We start from the raw sequence: 18,101 nt of genomic DNA, 5'->3' as shown, positions 1-18,101 counted from the left end.
ATGGTAAATCGTATTTATCTGTAATATAATACAAACTTATAGTGGTTTAAAGCTTTATCACGGCCCAAAATAATCGTAAATTTGTATAATGATTTTTTCCCTATAAAATAAAGCGTAAACGCATGCCTAGTTTAATTCAAAAATACAACATTCCAGGACCAAGATATACCAGTTACCCCACTGTACCATATTGGGATAAAAATGGAATTGATTTAAAAGATTGGTTAGCAACTTTAAAAGCTTCCTTTACAGAATCGAATACTACAGAAGGTATTAGTTTATACATTCACCTTCCGTTTTGCGAAAGCTTATGTACGTTTTGTGCCTGCCATAAGCGTATTACAAAACAGCATAACGTAGAAGAACCGTACATAGATATGGTACTGAAAGAATGGCGCATGTATTGCGATTTATTTAGTGACACACCTAATATTAAAGAAATCCACTTAGGAGGCGGCACACCTACATTTTTTTCGGCAGAGCACTTAAAACGACTTATTAACGGAATTTTCACAACAGCACATAAAGCTAAAGATTTTGAATTCAGTTTTGAAGGACATCCTAATTACACCAGCAAAACACAGCTACAAACTTTATTCGATTTAGGGTTTACACGTAATAGTTTTGGCATTCAAGATTACGACCCGACGGTACAAAAAGCGATTCATCGTATTCAAGATTTCGACACCGTAAAACAGGTTACCGAAGATTCCAGAACTATCGGTTATACTTCTGTTAGTCACGATTTAATTTTTGGATTGCCCTTCCAGACCGAACAAAGCATTCGCGACACCATTAACAAAACAGTTGCTCTTAAACCAGATCGTATAGCCTATTACAGCTATGCCCACGTGCCGTGGATAAAAGGTAACGGACAACGCGGGTTTAATGAAAATGATTTACCCAAAGACGACCAAAAAAGACATTTATACGAGCTTGGCAAACAACTCTTTTTTGATGCGGGTTATGTAGAGATTGGCATGGACCATTTTGCTTTACCAACAGACAGTATGTACAAGGCAATGACCAACAAAACGCTTCATCGGAATTTTATGGGATATACGTCTGGAAAAACCCAGCTTATGATTGGTTTGGGAGTATCATCTATAAGTGATTCGTGGTATAGTTTTGCTCAAAATGAAAAGAAAATAGACGATTATTACGCTAAACTTAATGCCAATGAGTTCCCTATATACAGAGGTCATTTACTTTCTGAACAAGATTTAATTGTGCGCCAACATATTTTAAATATTATGTGTCATCTAAAAACGTCTTGGCAAAACCCTAGCTTGCAAATGGACGCTTTACCAGATATTATTTCTCGTTTAAAAGAAATGGAAGCTGACCAGCTATTAACTATTAACGACAATGGTTTAGTGGTAAAAGAAAAGGGCCGCATGTTTATTAGAAATATTTGTATGGCATTCGATTTAAAACTTCATGAAAACAAACCAGAAACCAAATTGTTTTCTATGACGATATAACAATCGGTACTTTTAAAACACAAAGAGGCTGTCTAAAAGTTTAAAAGTGCGTCATTCCGTGCTTGACACAGAATCTCATCATATTGAAAATCAACAATAATGAGAATCTGAAATCAAAGATTCAACGAAGTTAAATAAATTCAGATTGACGAAAAATTAACTTTTTTGGACAGCCCCAATGATAAAAAAACAAAACTAGCTATTAATTAGATCATTACTAATCATTTACAAATTCTAGTGGTTTAAATGTCTTAACCGTAGCATCTGAACCAATAAACACATGAAATATACCTGGTTCGGTTTCCCATTTTTTATTGGCGGTATAATATTGAAGTTGCTCTGGGGTAATATTAAAACTTACAGTTTTTGTTTCCCCCGGATTTAAATCTACCAACTCAAACCCTTTCAACTCTTTTACTGGACGTGCTAAACTACCAACCAGATCGCGAACGTACAATTGCACAACTTCCCTCCCTTTCACTTTACCCGTATTGGTAATTGCTACTGAAGCGGTAATATGTTCTCCTGTTTTAAATTTTGAAGCTGATAAGGTAATATCTGAATATTTAAACGTTGTGTAACTTAAACCAAATCCAAACGGAAATAAGGCCGAATTATCCACGTCGTTATGATGCGAAAACGTTACCTCGCCATTTGCAAAAGGACGCCCTGTGTTTTTATGGTTGTAATAAAATGGTTCTTGACCAACTGCTCTAGGAAAAGACACGGGTAATTTCCCCGATGGATTGTAATCCCCAAAAAGCACATCGGCTACGGCATGACCATGCTCAGACCCTAATTGCCAAACTTCTAAAATACTAGGTACATGCGCTGCTGCCCAAGTTATTTCCATTGGTCTACCATTCATCAATACCAAAACCATGTTTTTATTTACGGCATAAACGGCCTCTAATAAATCTTGCTGAACCCCAGCAAAGCCAATTTGCGACTGACTTCTACCTTCTCCAGATTGAAAAGCATCTTCGCCTAAAACCATAACCACAACTTCCGATTGTTTTGCTGCTGCTACGGCCTCATCAAATCCAGATGTATCTGTTGTATTTATAGTTAAGGGCTGTAAAAATGAACGTGCCCCAATCGACAACTCAGCCCCTTTTGCATAGTTGATTTTTGTTTTACCATCAATGGCTTCTTTAATGCCTTCTAACACCGAAACAGCCGAATTTTTCTCTCCTTGCGCTCTCCAATTACCAATTGGCGTGTCTTTATCGTTTGCTAAAGGCCCAATTACAGCAATACTATTTAGCTTCTTTTTAAGAGGCAACATATTACTTTCATTTTTCAGCAATACAATAGATTTTTTGGCAACATCCCGTGCTATCCCTAAATGCTCTTTTGTTAAAACCTGTTCTTTTTCGCGTTTTGTATTGCTATACCTATAAGGATCGTCAAACAAACCTAAACGGAATTTCACACGTAACACACGTTTTACGGCATCATCTATTAAAGCAATATCAACAGAGTTATTATCTACCAAAGTTTTTAAACTCGCTTCGTATACACGTCCTTCCATATCCATATCGCTACCCGCATGAATAGCTATATTTGCAGCTTGTAATTTATCTTTTGCCACCCCATGAGGAATTAACTCGGCAATCGACCCCCAATCGGAAACTACAAACCCATCAAAACCCCACTGCTCTTTTAATAGTTTACGTTGTAAATATGTACTGGCCGTTGCAGGAACACCATCTACATCATTAAACGCATTCATAAAGGTTGCAACCCCGGCTTTAGACGCGGCTTTAAAGGGAGGCAAAATAGCATTATGCAATTCATGTTCTCCTATATTTACGGTATTATAATCGCGGCCAGCTTCGGCAAAACCATAACCAGCAAAATGTTTAGCACAGGCTGCTATAGTAAATGGATTTGACAAATCGTTACCTTGAAACCCTTGTATTCTGGCTACACCAATAACACTCGCTAAGTACGGGTCTTCTCCTGAACCTTCCATAATACGTCCCCAACGGGCATCGCGAGATACATCTAGCATAGGAGCAAAAGTCCAATGCAACCCTGAAGCTGCTGCTTCTTTTGCTGCAATTTCGGCACTTTTCTTCATAGCATCTAAATCCCAACTCGCACTTTCTCCTAACGGAATTGGAAACATAGTTTTGTACCCGTGAATAACGTCGTAGCCAAAAATTAATGGAATTTTTAACCGTGAATGTTCCATAACCAAACGCTGTGCATCACGCGTAGCTTCGGCAGTTAATACATTTAACATAGAGCCAACCTCTCCGTTTTTCAACTTTTCGAGTTTGGTTTTATTATCTATGTCCGAAGGCACACCTGTCACATCCCAACTGCCGTTGTACTGATTTAACTGTCCGATTTTTTCTTTAAGCGTCATTAATGCCAATACCGAGTCTACTTTCTTTTCTAAAGCAATTTCACTGCGAGATTGTTGTGCTAGCATGTTACTGCCACGGCCTACAAATAAGGCCATAGCACTGTAAAACACTATTTTATTTAACTTTTTATTCATTACTGTCTCTTTTATTGAAATACTTTCACATAATCTATCTCCATGGTAGATGTTGTAAATTCAGGGGCGACATCGCCACCTAAAGTACCACCCATAGCTACATTTAAAATGATGAATTGATCTTTTGAGAAAGGCCAAGTATCTTCGGTTAACGTAGGATTATAGGAGTAAAACTTTACATCATCAATTAAAAAACTCAATTGATTTTCGGACCATATTAAAGAATACACATGAAACTCCGATGTTTCATTTTCTATACTTGTCGCTTTGTAATTCACAGTATCTCCGTAGCTGGAAGGCGTATGAATAGCAGAAGATACTTGCCCTGGTGTGTGCCCTGAATACTCCATGATATCAATCTCACCACATTTAGGCCAACCTTCGGTGTCTATATTCGCTCCTAAAGTCCAAATCGCGGGCCAAGTTCCCGTTCCGCCAGCTAACTTTGCTCGCACATCTATACGCCCATAAGTAAACTCGAATAAACCTTGTGTTTTTAGTCTAGCCGACGTATAGTTAGCACCTTGATACGTTTCTTTTTTAGCCGTAATTTTTAACAGGCCATCTTCTACAATAACATTGTCTGCTCTATCTGTATAATATTGTAACTCGTTGTTCCCCCAACCATTGTCTCCTGTACCAATATTATACCCCCATTTTGTTGGGTCTGGCGCACCTGCTTCATCAAAATTATCTTCCCAAATAAGGTTGGTATAATCTGGATCTTCTGGAGATGGAGATTCTTCTTCCGAAGTTAAAATAACAAACCAACCGTTAGAATCTGCTCCTACCGTTCTTAAAACCAAATCGGTACTTGTTCTGGAAATAATGGCATAACTATGCGAACCCCCTACATAAAAGCCATGATACCCTTTATCTGCAAAGGTTAATGTTTCTTGCCCACCAGGTGCAGATAAAGACCAGGTATCATTAAAGTCGTCTACCGGATAATTCACATATTCACTATCTCCATTTGGTGTTTGGTTAGCAATACCAAAATCTGAATCTAGAGGGCCGGATTGTCCATACATAGTCCCGTTTGTTTTATAATTTACGGTACCATCTACATTAAAAGTTATCACATCGTCGTAAGCACCTAAGCCTTCCTTATCGTATGGCGCAGCGCTCCACCAAATAGGAGAAGTTTCATCAGGTGGACCAACACCAAAATGACCTGCAGTTTCTGCCTTAACACGCCAGCTCTTAGAACCATCTCCCGTTAAGTCTGTAATTAAATCTGCAGGTGGTGCGTACAACGCCAATACCTCAACCTGTGTTGATGCTGTAGAGCTTAATCCGCCTTTACCAATGGCCTCTACAGTTACTGTATAGGTAAACACGCCTGTTTTACCAAAGTTATATTGCATTTCGCCATTAGGTGCCATACTACCTGCACCTTCATAAATGTACTTATAGGTTATTACGTGATCTGCAGAGGCTTTAAAATTTACTTGTCCGCTACCATCACCATACGGGTTATCTGCATCTGCACCAACAACCTCAGCTGTAATTTGTACGTTGGAAGGTGCTTGCAAATCACCAAATTCGTAATTCTCGTCGTCGCAACTCGTAAAAAAAGCAAGCATGCAAAATATTAAACCGAACATATATTTAGAGTTTTTCATGTGTCTTAATTTTAATTTGTTTGTATGATGTCATCAAAATAGAAGTCTTCGTTGTCACCAATATTTCCGAAATCTGGAAACAGAATAACGCGATCGTATGTATTAGAAGTGCTGAAGGCTTCAAATTTTGTTAAGTCGAAACTTAATTCCTCCCATTGATTTGCAACAGTTGTTTCGCTCAGTACCTCTACAAATACCGAAGGGTTGCCGTTACCATCGGGTTCGGATGTAGAATCTTCCATTTTAAACATGATAGGCACACCCGATCGTGGCGACCAAACTTTAACTTTTATAGTTGTATTACCTGAAGAAAAATCGGCTGCTCCGGCAAGATCCAAACTTGCTCCCGCCCATACTTGTCCGCCTGTTGGCTTGTTAATATGTGTTACTTTTGATGATATATTTTCGCCAGTCGCATCGGGATTATCAATTACTCCTGCATTTATGGCACCAAAATTAGCATCACCAAAGCCATTCCAAGCATATTCTAAACTTGTAGATTCAAAAGTAATTGGAAATGTAATTCCTGCTTCTCCTGTACCTTCAATTTTAATATCATCAAAATAAAAATCTTCACCTAGGCCTACATTTCCGAAGTCTGGAAAAAGAATAACACGATCGTAATTATTTGATGTGTTGAAAGCTTCAAATGTTGTAAGATCAAAACGCAGCATTTCCCACTGGTTAGCCACAGTAGTTTCGGAAAGAACCTCTACAAACACCGACGGATTTCCGTTACCATCTGGTGCAGACATAGAGTCTTCCATTTTAAACATGATTGGTGTGCCTGCTCTTGGCGACCACACTAATACGTTAACCGTAGTGCCTTCAGAAAAATCTTGTCTTGCCCCTAAATCGATACTAGCTCCTGCCCATACTTGCGCTCCAGATGGTTTATTTATTTTAACCACATGTGCCGATGTATTATTACCAGACTGATCGGGATTTGAAATCACACCAGCGTCTATAGGCCCAAAATTAGCATCACCAAAGCCCGACCATGCATAATTAAGTGTTGAAGACTCGAATGTAATAGGCATTTCTACAGATTCTGTAGGTGCTTTATAGAAGTATAAATTATCTACAAACACCGTTCCTGCCGCCCAAGGGTTACCAACAAATTTAAACTGAGCTAAATTATCTAAAGCTAATCCCTGATCTGTAAATTCGGTTAAAGGAATATCGATACTATTCCATTCGTTAGGCACCAATTCTTTAGTCACAAATCGTTCTTGATCTGGCTGAACTCCTGCTGGCAACGGAAAGATATCTATAGAAGATACATCTGCTGTCCAAACATCGATATGAAGATACTCCATTGGCACAGCATTTACAGGCGCACCTAAATCGATACCTTGATAACTTAAATTAATGTACTGCAACATAATGTCGCCATTTAAATCATATTCGGCATAACTACTCCCTTGACCAGATTGTCCCCAATCTGGATTGTAGTTGGAACCTTCTATGTTTGTATACGCATTGCTATATACCGAAATGACATCGCCTTCTTGACGTGCTTTTGGCGTTGGAGCCGATGCTACCGGTTGTAAAATGGCCGTAACTTCAAACTCTTGCGTATATGTTGTAGTTTCTATTGCTGCACTTTTTGCTACCACGCGAATGGTATATGTTCCAGCCTCTTGATACACATACGAAGCCACGTCACCAATATTAGCACTTACGGGATCGTCTTTACCTGCTTCTCCAAAATAAACATCAAAAGTCATAGCATAATCTGCTGTTGCGGTGACATTCACTTTTTTAGACACTGAGACATCATTTTCTATAGTCACTTCTAAATTTTCTGGTGCCTTAAATGATACTACTAAAGGCAATTCCGTTTCGGATGTTAGTCCGGTAATGCCGTATCCAATAAGTTTAACTTGATAAGTTCCTTCGGCATAAGTATGCGAAATACTCTCACCTTGTTTCACTTTCGATGCGGTAGTATTTCCGTCACCAAAAGCCACATCGTAGGCAACAGCGCCTTCTGCGTTGGGTGTAATGGTAACGAATCCTGTATTGTCTTGCGTTACGTTAAATAATGCTGATAAATTAGATGGCGCTTGGGCGGTTTCTAAAAATTCTGTACTCCCAAAATCATCGTTGGTACAACTCCAAATAGCAGTAATTAAGAGCGCAACACCTAAAACGTATTGTAATCTTTTCATCTTTCTTAATTTTAGTTTTGTTTGCATTAGTATCCTGGATTTTGAGTTAGTCCCGAAATATCAATTTCCTGTTGCGGAATAGGGAAAACTTCGTGCTTACCAGCTGTAAATCCTTCGATAACATTTGCAGCTTGATTAGTTCTCACCAAATCGAAAAAGTGATGTCCTTCCATACTTAGCTCTAAGTTTCTTTGCTCCCAAATTAATTGGGTTAAAGTATTTCCTGAAGCTGTTATATTATGATCTGTATTCCCGAAAGCCCTCTCTACAACTTGATTTAAGTAGTCTAAAGCTTTAGTATCATTACCGTTTCTATTATTTGCTTCGGCAGCCATTAATAATACATCTGCATAGCGAATTGCGCGGTAATTGGTTAAGTAATTTAATTCGGTTTGTGCACCGCTTTCTCCTGCTCGCGGGATGTATTTTTTATTATAATAGCCAGTATGTTTATAGCCTTCTGCATACGATGCTCCTGTTTCTGCAGCAAAAGCTTCTATATCTAAAATGGAGGCTTCTTTTCTAGAATCGCCATCATCGAAAGTTGCTACTAGAGTTGGCGTTGGCAGATTAAAGCTCCAACCTGTTGCATATTCTGGTCCAGAGAATGCTCTTGGTCCATTATGAATGACCCCAAAATTACCTTCTGTACCCTGTGGAACAAAATCCCAATCGTACCATTCTGAATCATTAGAATATTGCACTTCGAAAACAGACTCTGGCCCGTTTTCTCCAGCTTTTAAAAATTGATCTTGGTAATTTGGCACTAAACTATAATTGCCAATAACGTTTTCTAACATACTTGCAGACTCGGCAAACTTATCTTGAAACAAATACACTTTACCCAATAAAGCTTGGGCGGCATATTTGGTAACACGTCCTTTTTGACTTTGTGTGTTTGGCAAAGCACTTATGGCCGTTAATAAATCTAACTCTATTTGCGCATACACATCTGCCTTAGAAGCACGTTCTAAAGTTCCAGAATCGGTCGCAGTTAATCTGCGTTCTGTAAATAATGGCACATCGCCAAAGAATTTTACCAATTCGAAATAATAATATGCTCTTAAAAAGTAGACTTCGCCATATAAAGCTTCTTTACCATCAAATTCTAATTTATCTTTATTTTCTTCTAAATAATTAGCGCGATTTATGCCTTCGTATAAAAACCGCCAGATAGACGTTAAATTATCATTTGTTGGCGTATGGCGCATTTCATCTATTTCCTGAATACCAATAACATCTGTTGCACTTTCTCCTCCACTAAATGAATTTTCTGATGCAATATCTCCTATCAATACATTTAAATACATCCATTGTAGCGGATCGTAGGTACCAACCACTGCAGATTCGTAATCTTCTTTTGAATAGAAGTAAGCATCTGCAACAATTTCAAAATTCTCTTTCGCTTCATAATCCACATAGTCTGAACATGCAGAACTTATAAAAAGTATGGCGATTATAAACGGTATATGTTTTACTATTTTCATGTTCTTAATTTTTAAAATTTAACATTTACCCCGATTAACCAAGTTCTTGGTTGCGGATAATTACCTCTATCTACACCAGTATCTAAAACCCCAGAAGAAATTTCTGGATCGTAACCAGAATAGTCTGTAAAGGTTAATGCGTTTTTAACTTGCGCATAAACTCTTACGCGGCTCATACCTGTTGCAGTGTTAAAACTGTCTGGTAGTGTATACCCCAACTGAATGTTTTTAATACGAACAAAACTACCATCCTCTACATAGCGGTCTGATGGCCTAATATTGTTGTTGGTATCTACAAATGTTACTCTGGGTTCTGTTGTACTTGTGCCTTCTCCTGTCCATCTATCTAAAGTAGATGCAAAGCGGTTTGTATAATTCGAGTTGCGTTCGTAGGCTCTATAAATATCGCCACCAACAGAGGCATATGTAAATACCATAAAGTCGAAGTTTTTATAATCGAAAGCTAAATTCCATCCAATATTATAATCTGCAAAAGGGTCGCCAATTTCACCTCTATCATCGGCATTAATAACCCCATCGTTGTTTAAATCTTGGTAGCGAATGTCTCCAGGTTGAGCGCCATCTTGTGTCGCATGTGCATCAATTTCTGCTTGGTTTTGAAAAATACCATCTGTTTTATAACCGTAAAAGTATCCTGGAGAATAGCCTTCTTCAAAACGAGTTAAATTAGTATACGGAATGCCGTAACCCGACCCCCAAATAAATTTATCGCCGTTGTTAATTTCTTCAACTTCGTTTGTTGCTGTTGTAAGGTTTACAGATGTACTAAATCTAAATCCGCCACTTGATGTATCACTATACCCTATCGAAAAATCAAATCCGCTGGATTTTGTTTTTCCAATATTTGCAGCAGGATAGTCTGGCGTACCTAAATACAAAGACAGTGTTGGACTAAATAATAAATCGTCTACCGTTTTTTGCCAGTATTCGGCAGTTAGGCTTAACCTGCTTTCAAAAAACTTCACATCTAAACCTGCATCAAACTGCGTTTGAGTTTCCCAAGTAACATCGTCGTTTGGAATAGATTGTAATGTAGATCCTGTAATTATATTTCCATCGAATGTATATTTAGGAAATGTAGAAATGGTAGCAAACTGTGGGTCTATATTATCGTTACCTACTGTACCATAACTACTTCGTAATTTTAAATAATTAATGGTTTCTGAATTCCAAAACGCTTCGTTAGAAATTACCCAACCTAAAGACCCCGCGTAGAAGACTCCAAATTTATTATTCTTACCAAAACTTGTAGATCCATCTACTCTAGCAGACGCCGATAATAAATATCGTTCTTTAAAGTCGTAATTCATTCTCCCAAAGTAAGACACGTTGCGCTTTACATATTGCCAAGAGCCAGATGTTTGCGATTCTAAATCTCCAGTAGCTGCGCTAACATCGGCATAATTCCACGAATTAAACGGAATATCTTGTGCATTTGCTGTAACATTACTGCCTTGGTTTTTTGCAATTGTTAAACCAGCTACGGTTTCAAAACTATGATCTTCACCTATTTTAAAATCGTAGTTACCAAAAAGTTCGTAACTAAAACGGAAATAATTGGTTCGAGATTCCGATACCCGGTTATGTGTGCTTGTTTCCTCTCCGTCTGGACTTACTGTTACTATAGGAGATAAATCTTCGTTAGCTGTGGTATTATTATGCCCTACACCATAAAATACTAGTGGTGTAAAATCCTTTCCATAAATGTCTACATAATTATATCCAAATCGCGAGGTAATCTTAAAATTATCTAAAACATCATACTGCAATTCTAACTTACCATATAATTTATTGGTATTATTTTTATTGTATGAATTATCTATTAACGCTAATGGGTTTTTAATTTCTTGCGTAATGTTGGTACTTGTTCCAAAATTTCCGTTAGCATCGTAGGGCGACACTGTTGGATCGAAATTTATAGCATTAGATAATACGCTGTTTATATTATTTTCAGACAAGCTACTACTTTTTATATTAGCGTAACTTGTATTAATAATAGCCACTAATTTGTCTGTTAAATTGGTATTGAAATTAGCTGTTAACGTCGTTCTATCGAAGTACGATTTATCTTCGCCACCAACAACACCTTCTTGGGCTAAGTGTCCTGCAGAAATAAAATAAGATGTATTTTCGCTACCACCTGAAGCTGTTAAATTAAAATTAGTAATTGGTGCTTCAACAAAAACCTGATCTTGCCAATCGGTACCTCTGCCGTAACTTGAAATATCATCGAAAATTAAGCCTTCGCCTGCATTAGAACTGGCTTCGTTTAAAATACTAACATACTCACTTGCGTTTAAAACATCTATAGTATTGGCAACTTCTTGTATACCTGTAGACGCATCAAAACTAAACACTGTTTTATTATTTCTGCCTCCGGATTTTGTCTGCACAAGGATAACTCCATTACCACCAGAAACTCCATAAATTGCAGACAAAGCAGCATCTTTTAATACATTCATCGATTTAATATCGCCTGGGTTAAGTGCATTTAAATCGTCTAAGGTTTGTTGTACACCGTCTATAACCACTAAAGGGTCTGTACCTGTATACGACGGAATGCCTCGAATTAATACGGTAGGCTTTGTTCCTGGCGAGCCATTTGCGATAACATTTACACCTGCTGCCTGCCCTTGTAAAGCATCTTCTGCTCTAACCGGCTGTAAAGTCTCAATGCTCTTTGCATTGACTACCGCAACAGAACCAGATATTTTGCTCACTTTTTGAGTACCATACCCAATAACCAATACTTCGTCCAGCGCTTGCAAATCTGCCTCTAACTGTACATTTAAAGGATTAGGTGACGAAACAATAATCTCCTGGGTTACGAACCCTAAATAAGAGATAATTAGAATATCGCCAGAAGCAATATTCGGGATTGTGAAATTCCCATCAAAATCGGTCGTCGTTCCATTAGTTGAACCCTTCACTAAAATAGAAACTCCTGGTAACGGTATGTTGTTATCGTCGTGAATGCTTCCTGAAATAGGAAAGGTTTGTGCATTCACAAAATAACTAACACAACAAAATAAGAGTAATAAAAATTTTGATTTCATATGTTTTATGTAATTAGTTTCTGTAAATCTAATGTTAACATATGTTAAAGAAAACTAACTAGCCTATACAAAAAACATACAAACACACAAATACAGGTGTTAATATTGAATATTTAATGGTTAAAATTGCATAGATACTAATATTTACGGAGCATACACAGCCACTTAAATACTATGCTAAAATTTTAAAAAAAATAAATGTTATTTTTACACAATAACGTTGTAAATCGCCTAATGTTGAGGTAATGTTGTAGTGATTTGTAATATTGTAAAGGTCTTTTAAACCTCTAAAATATACTCAACAAGACTTTTCTCGTGCGGCAGATTCATTTTCTTTCTTAAACGGTATCGTTTAATCTCAACACTTCGCACAGAGATATTTAACAACGGTGCTATTTCTTTTGATGTTAAGTTTAAACGTAAGTAAGCACAAAATTTTAAATCGTTGGGTGTTAATTTAGGATGTAGTTTATGTATCTTTTTCAAAAAGTCTTTATCTGCATTATTAAATGCCTCTTGAAAGAAATCCCAATCTTTTGTATTGTTAATGTTTTTATCGATATTTTTAATAACAGGTTTTAACTCTGCTTCTTTATTTATTTCCAACAAATCTTTTTTCAAACTGCTCAATAGCTCATTTTTCTTAATAAGACTCATAGTAGCAATTGCCAATTCGTTATTTTTACTTTCTATATCCTTTCTTAATTGTTTGTTGTTTAAAGCCATTAATTTTTGCTCGTTTTCTAAATTAATAAGCTCCAGTTTCTTTTCATTTCGCTTAATTAAATCGGCCTTTTGCTTTTTATATTTTTTTCTAGAATACGAATCGATTACATATAATATCGTTAAAAACCCAACAAAATATACCGCTAACGTCCAATTAGAAATGTACCAAGGCCTATTAATTTTAAAGCTATAACTAGCATTGTTTGTTAAAGTATTAGACACGACAGCCCTGACATTAAATGTATAATCGCCATACGGTAAATTCTCAAAAAACACTGTGTTTTTATCTGACAGCTCAGACCATTCTTCATAACCAGGAATAAGTTGATATTGATATCTGGACATCATAAACTTATCAAAATCTGGAATACTATAAGATATTTTTAAGTTGTTCTGTTTATAATTAAAAGATTCGATAGCTTCAGGATAAACAGGCAAAGCTTCTAAAGCACTATTTTTTTCTCCCAATGCTACCGCATTTATGGCAACACGGTTATGCTCTTCTGTTACTTTTAACAAATTTAACCGTAAATACCCGTTTGTAGTGCCCAACAAATAGTGCTCATTGTTTAAAGGGAAAACATTCTCGTAACTCACCATTGTTTTTCGCAATGCTACTGGTATTGCAATACTTTTTATTTCTAAGTGATTATCTATACTATTAGGATAAAAATAATTGATGTTATGCTTGGTAAAAAACCAAAGTTTATCTGATTTTACAGGAATTAATTTACCTGACACATAATCGTCCTTTAAGAACAATGACGATAAAAGCGAATCTTTCTTAAAATCACCCAAACGACTATCGTATTTAAAAATACCGCTGTTTGAAGCATATAAAACCTGATTTCTAAATTTTGCTAAACTTGAACTTTTAGCCTGAGACAGCACCTTACTTGTTTCTAGATGGTTTACTTTGTAAAACGTTTCATCTATTTCTAATTTATAGACGCCTTTATACTCATGATTTACCCACACTGTATTAGGCCCAGAAAACTCGAAAAAACGTGTAGAAATATCAAAACCATCAATTTTATTACGCACGCTCCAATGTCCGTTGTTAAACTCCAAAACATGCAACCCATTATAATTACCTTGAATTAACAATTTGCTATTTTCAATCGGGACAGGTTTTATTTGCCAGCTTCCGCCAATAGCACTAATTCTATTTGCAGTACCATTTTTAATTTCAAAAGTCCCCAAATCATGCCCACATAATAACGTTTCGTTAAAAACTTCCAAACACAATACTTGCCCGTCTGTACCTTCAACAAACTTAAAATCTGAATTGGTATTAAGTGGCTTATAAAACACACCGTGATTAGTACCTAAATATAAATTATTCTCAAAAATTTGTGACGCATAAACAGTTCCCAAAACACCTTTATCATCGTAATAAATAGTAACTGGCGACTTTAAGTTAACGCAATCAATACCATTATCTAAACCAAGCCATACATTGTTATCGTTATCTTCTAGCATGGTTAAAACCGTATTGTTGTGCAAGCCTTTTTCCTGATCGATGTTTAAAAGAATTTCTCCATAAGGGCTTATTTGTATTAAACCCGATGCAATAGTCCCTAATAAGATTGTACTGTCCTGTAATTGTACTGAACTATAAATAGATACCCCCTGCAAGACTTCTGAGGCCAATTTTGAAGCCTTCGCACCAGCATCATTAATTTCGAAAAAACCATTATTTCTGGTTAGAAAAACCAACGAATTCTGATTTTCAAAGATATTTATAACCAAATCATTTTTAAAATCTTCGGCTTTAACCAGCAAACGCTTCTTACCATTTTCCAAGCTGTAAATACCTTCATTAACAACATGAAAATATATGGTATTAGACACCTTAAAAAGCTTTGTTATGTTTTTTGAAGACGATAAGGATTTAAAGCTTTCATCCTTTACATTATAAAAATAAATACTATTAAACGATTGAAACAAAATCCAATCTTCGTACGCTACAATATTCCAAATTTGTTCATCTTCTTTAAGTTTAAATCCCAATTTAGATTGTAAAGACGAGTACTGCAATATGCCACGCTCGTCTGCCTCGTAAAAACCAAAATCCATATACAAGCCCACATAAATTTTATTATTTATACAGTTTACAGATCGGATTATTGAATGGTTTGGCGAATCGTACAACGTCCAATTTTCGCCATTAAACTCTAATAAACCAGCGTTATTGGCGGCATAAATAAACTTATTTTTAGCCTGACATAACATCCAATTTTGATTTTCGGCTGCGTACTCTTGAGGAGAGAAATTTTTTATAGGAGGTAATTCCTGCCCAACCCCTTCAAAAATGAGCAAAAAGAAACAGACAAAAAAGCAGAAAATAAAAGCTTTCAAATTATAGTTTTAAGTTAGTTATAAATGCAATTAACAAATTATATTTTAAAACACCTGTAGACTTTAACCTTTGGACACAAAAAAAGGAGAAAACATTGTTTCCTCCTTTTTTTGTGTGTTTTATCATTATCTATTTAATTCCAGAACAAACTGTAAAGCGCTACCAAAATAATCATTACGGTAAAGGCGCCAACATTAAATACAGGCCCTGTTTTAAACACCGATTTGGATAACGGAATCCCTTTTTCGTCATCTGCACCTTTATGTTGCCATAAACTCACTACAGCAATAACTATCATGGTTAAAATTAAAGTATATCCCATTTGATCCATAAATGGTACATCTACAAAAAGAGGACTTGTAGACCAGCCTTTAGGCGCTACTTTAAAATACATCGCGATTGGAATTGAAGCTAAAGCTCCAACAATAGCAGCTTTGTTGGTTGTTTTTTTCCAAAACAAACCTAATAAGAAAACCGCTAAAATTCCAGGACTTACTATACCTGTATATTCTTGTATAAACTGAAACGCCTGATCTATACCACCTAACAAAGGCGCCATAATACAAGCGATTATTAAAGCTACCGCAGCAGAAATTCTACCCATATTTACCGTTTGCTTCGCACTGGCATTTTTATTAATGTATTGCTTATAAATATCCATAGTGAAAATGGTTGAAGTAGAATTTAGCATAGAGGCTAAAGACGATACAATGGCCGCTGCCAATGCAGCAAAAGCCACACCTTTTAATCCTGTTGGTAAGAACTGTAACAACCACGGATAAGCTTTATCCGCTTGATCTACAGATGGTAGATTCTTTAAACCAGCTTCTCCTAAACTAGCTAAAATCTCTGGATTATTTACCATTACATACGCCGCAATTCCAGGAATTACAACAATTAAAGGAATAACCAACTTTAAAAAAGCGGCTAACAAAATACCTTTCTGAGCTTCTTTTAAAGATTTAGCCGCTAATGTACGCTGTATGATGTACTGATTGAAACCCCAATAATACAAATTGGCAACCCACAATCCACCTACTAAAACTCCTATTCCCGGTAAATTTTTATATTCAGGGTTGGATTTGTCTAAAATCATTGCAAAACGTTCTGGTACGGCTTCATAAACTGTTTTAACACCTTCAATCATACCTTGTCCTCCAGATACCGTATTTAAAGCTAAGTAAGTCGTAGCTAGACCTCCAAGTACTAAAAACACCACTTGAATAACATCTGTCCAAGCCACTGCAGAAAGTCCTCCATATAACGAGTAAGCCGCTGCAAAAAGCGCTAATCCAATAACACCATACATCATAGGAATACCCATAATGGTTTCTAAAGCTAACGCACCTAAATACAGCACAGAAGCTAAATTTACAAACACATACAATGCTATCCAGAATACTGCCAATATGGTTTTTAAATTTGTAGAATAACGTTTTTCTACAAATTCCGGAATGGTATACAATCCTTTTTCAATAAAAATGGGTAGAAAAAATTTACCCACAATAAGTAAGGTTAAAGCCGCCATCCACTCGTAAGAAGCTATGGCCAATCCTGAAGCAAATCCAGAACCTGACATACCAATAAACTGCTCGGCAGAAATATTAGCTGCAATTAGCGAGGCACCAATAGCCCACCATGGTAAAGATTTTCCTGCCAAAAAATAATCTTCGGCACTCTTTTCGTGACCTTTTTTATCTCTGGACATCCACAGCCCTACTCCTAAAATAAGAATGGCATAGGCAACAAAAATAAAATAGTCTAAGAATTCAAATTGAGTTGTCATATTAATAATTAGTTTGGTTTGTATTGAGTCGCGGTAAATATAGGAAAATCTAATAACGTTTTACCGCAGGCCATCAGAATACTTCTTTCTAAAACACTTAAAAACATCTATAACAGAAGTCTGTATTTTAAAAAAGGCTATCTAACTGACAGCCAAATCTTAAACGATATCGTTTTCGTAAGTTTATCTGCGTGTGCATTTAAGTCAATAAAAGATGCTTTACAAAACCTTTTTTAAGCTTTTATAAACTAATATTACCATATTTAAAATGAAATACAAATTATGAACATCAGAACATTTACAGCTATTGGCTTAGCCTTTTATATCTCTTTTATGTTAACGTCGTGCGCTTCCATTCCTGAAAATGCCGAAGCAGTTTCCCCTTTCGATGCTAAAAAATATTTAGGCAAATGGTACGAAATCGCCCGTTTAGATTTTAAATACGAAGAAAATTTAAACAATACCACTGCCCAATATAGTTTAAACTCGAATAACACATTAAAAGTAGTTAACCGCGGCTATAATTATAAAACGGAAGCATGGGAAGAAGCCCAAGGCAAGGCAAAATTTGTTAAAAGCGATACCATTGGTATGCTGAAAGTATCTTTTTTCGGGCCGTTTTATTCTGGATATAATATTATTGCATTAGACAAAGACTATAACTATGCATTAGTTGCCGGCAGAAACTTAGACTACTTATGGATTCTGTCTAGGAAACCAACACTACCAGAATCTATAAAACAAGAGTTTTTAGCCAAAGCCAAAACAATTGGCTATAATACGGATGACTTGATATGGGTAGCGCATGATAAATCGTAACTAAACGCTACACATTTTTTTTATTAAAACTTCTAATTTTTTCGCATAT

Annotated in this window: 9 protein-coding genes; 2 read left to right on the top strand and 7 right to left on the bottom strand. The window is 36.3% G+C overall.

All coding sequences use genetic code 11. The features are described 5' to 3' along the window. The first annotated feature begins 122 nt into the window (after positions 1–122). On the top strand, positions 123–1,484 hold the full coding sequence (gene hemN, locus ACR9EA_RS03040; protein WP_435137347.1) for an oxygen-independent coproporphyrinogen III oxidase: 1,362 nt from the start codon (positions 123–125) through the stop codon (positions 1,482–1,484). Between the two features lie 217 nt (positions 1,485–1,701). Here hemN and bglX read toward each other — a convergent pair whose 3' ends face one another. The 7 genes from bglX to ACR9EA_RS03005 all read right to left on the bottom strand — a co-directional run bounded on the left by bglX (position 1,702) and on the right by ACR9EA_RS03005 (position 17,233). Beyond that, positions 1,702–3,996 (bottom strand): beta-glucosidase BglX, encoded by a 2,295-nt coding sequence (gene bglX, locus ACR9EA_RS03035; protein WP_435137344.1) that lies wholly within the window; start codon positions 3,994–3,996, stop codon positions 1,702–1,704. Positions 3,997–4,007: 11 nt separating this feature from the next. Beyond that, complete coding sequence (locus ACR9EA_RS03030; protein WP_435137341.1) at positions 4,008–5,621, bottom strand: glycoside hydrolase family 16 protein; 1,614 nt, start codon at positions 5,619–5,621, stop codon at positions 4,008–4,010. Positions 5,622–5,632: 11 nt separating this feature from the next. Then, on the bottom strand, positions 5,633–7,795 hold the full coding sequence (locus ACR9EA_RS03025; RefSeq protein ID WP_435137338.1) for a PKD domain-containing protein: 2,163 nt from the start codon (positions 7,793–7,795) through the stop codon (positions 5,633–5,635). A gap of 26 nt (positions 7,796–7,821) precedes the next feature. Next, positions 7,822–9,282, bottom strand: a complete 1,461-nt coding sequence (locus ACR9EA_RS03020; RefSeq protein ID WP_435137335.1) for a RagB/SusD family nutrient uptake outer membrane protein — start codon at positions 9,280–9,282, stop codon at positions 7,822–7,824. 11 nt (positions 9,283–9,293) lie between these two features. Next, positions 9,294–12,359 carry a SusC/RagA family TonB-linked outer membrane protein gene (locus tag ACR9EA_RS03015; protein ID WP_435137332.1) on the bottom strand — a complete coding sequence of 1,022 codons (3,066 nt, stop codon included), beginning with the start codon at positions 12,357–12,359 and terminating at the stop codon, positions 9,294–9,296. Between the two features lie 279 nt (positions 12,360–12,638). Then, the gene (locus tag ACR9EA_RS03010; protein WP_435137329.1) at positions 12,639–15,446 is read right to left on the bottom strand and encodes a triple tyrosine motif-containing protein; all 2,808 of its coding nucleotides are present in this window, start codon (positions 15,444–15,446) and stop codon (positions 12,639–12,641) included. A 134-nt stretch (positions 15,447–15,580) separates the two neighbouring features. Next, complete coding sequence (locus tag ACR9EA_RS03005) at positions 15,581–17,233, bottom strand: sodium/sugar symporter (protein WP_435137327.1); 1,653 nt, start codon at positions 17,231–17,233, stop codon at positions 15,581–15,583. 282 nt (positions 17,234–17,515) lie between these two features. Between ACR9EA_RS03005 and ACR9EA_RS03000 the strand changes: the two genes are divergently transcribed. Further along, positions 17,516–18,052: a lipocalin family protein gene (locus ACR9EA_RS03000; protein ID WP_435137324.1), complete on the top strand. Its 537-nt coding sequence runs from the start codon at positions 17,516–17,518 to the stop codon at positions 18,050–18,052. Positions 18,053–18,101 lie beyond the last annotated feature (49 nt).

The sequence above is a fragment of the Formosa sp. A9 genome (assembly GCF_051200825.1).
Taxonomy (GTDB): domain Bacteria; phylum Bacteroidota; class Bacteroidia; order Flavobacteriales; family Flavobacteriaceae; genus Formosa.
This window is presented reverse-complemented; position numbering and strand designations above follow the sequence as displayed.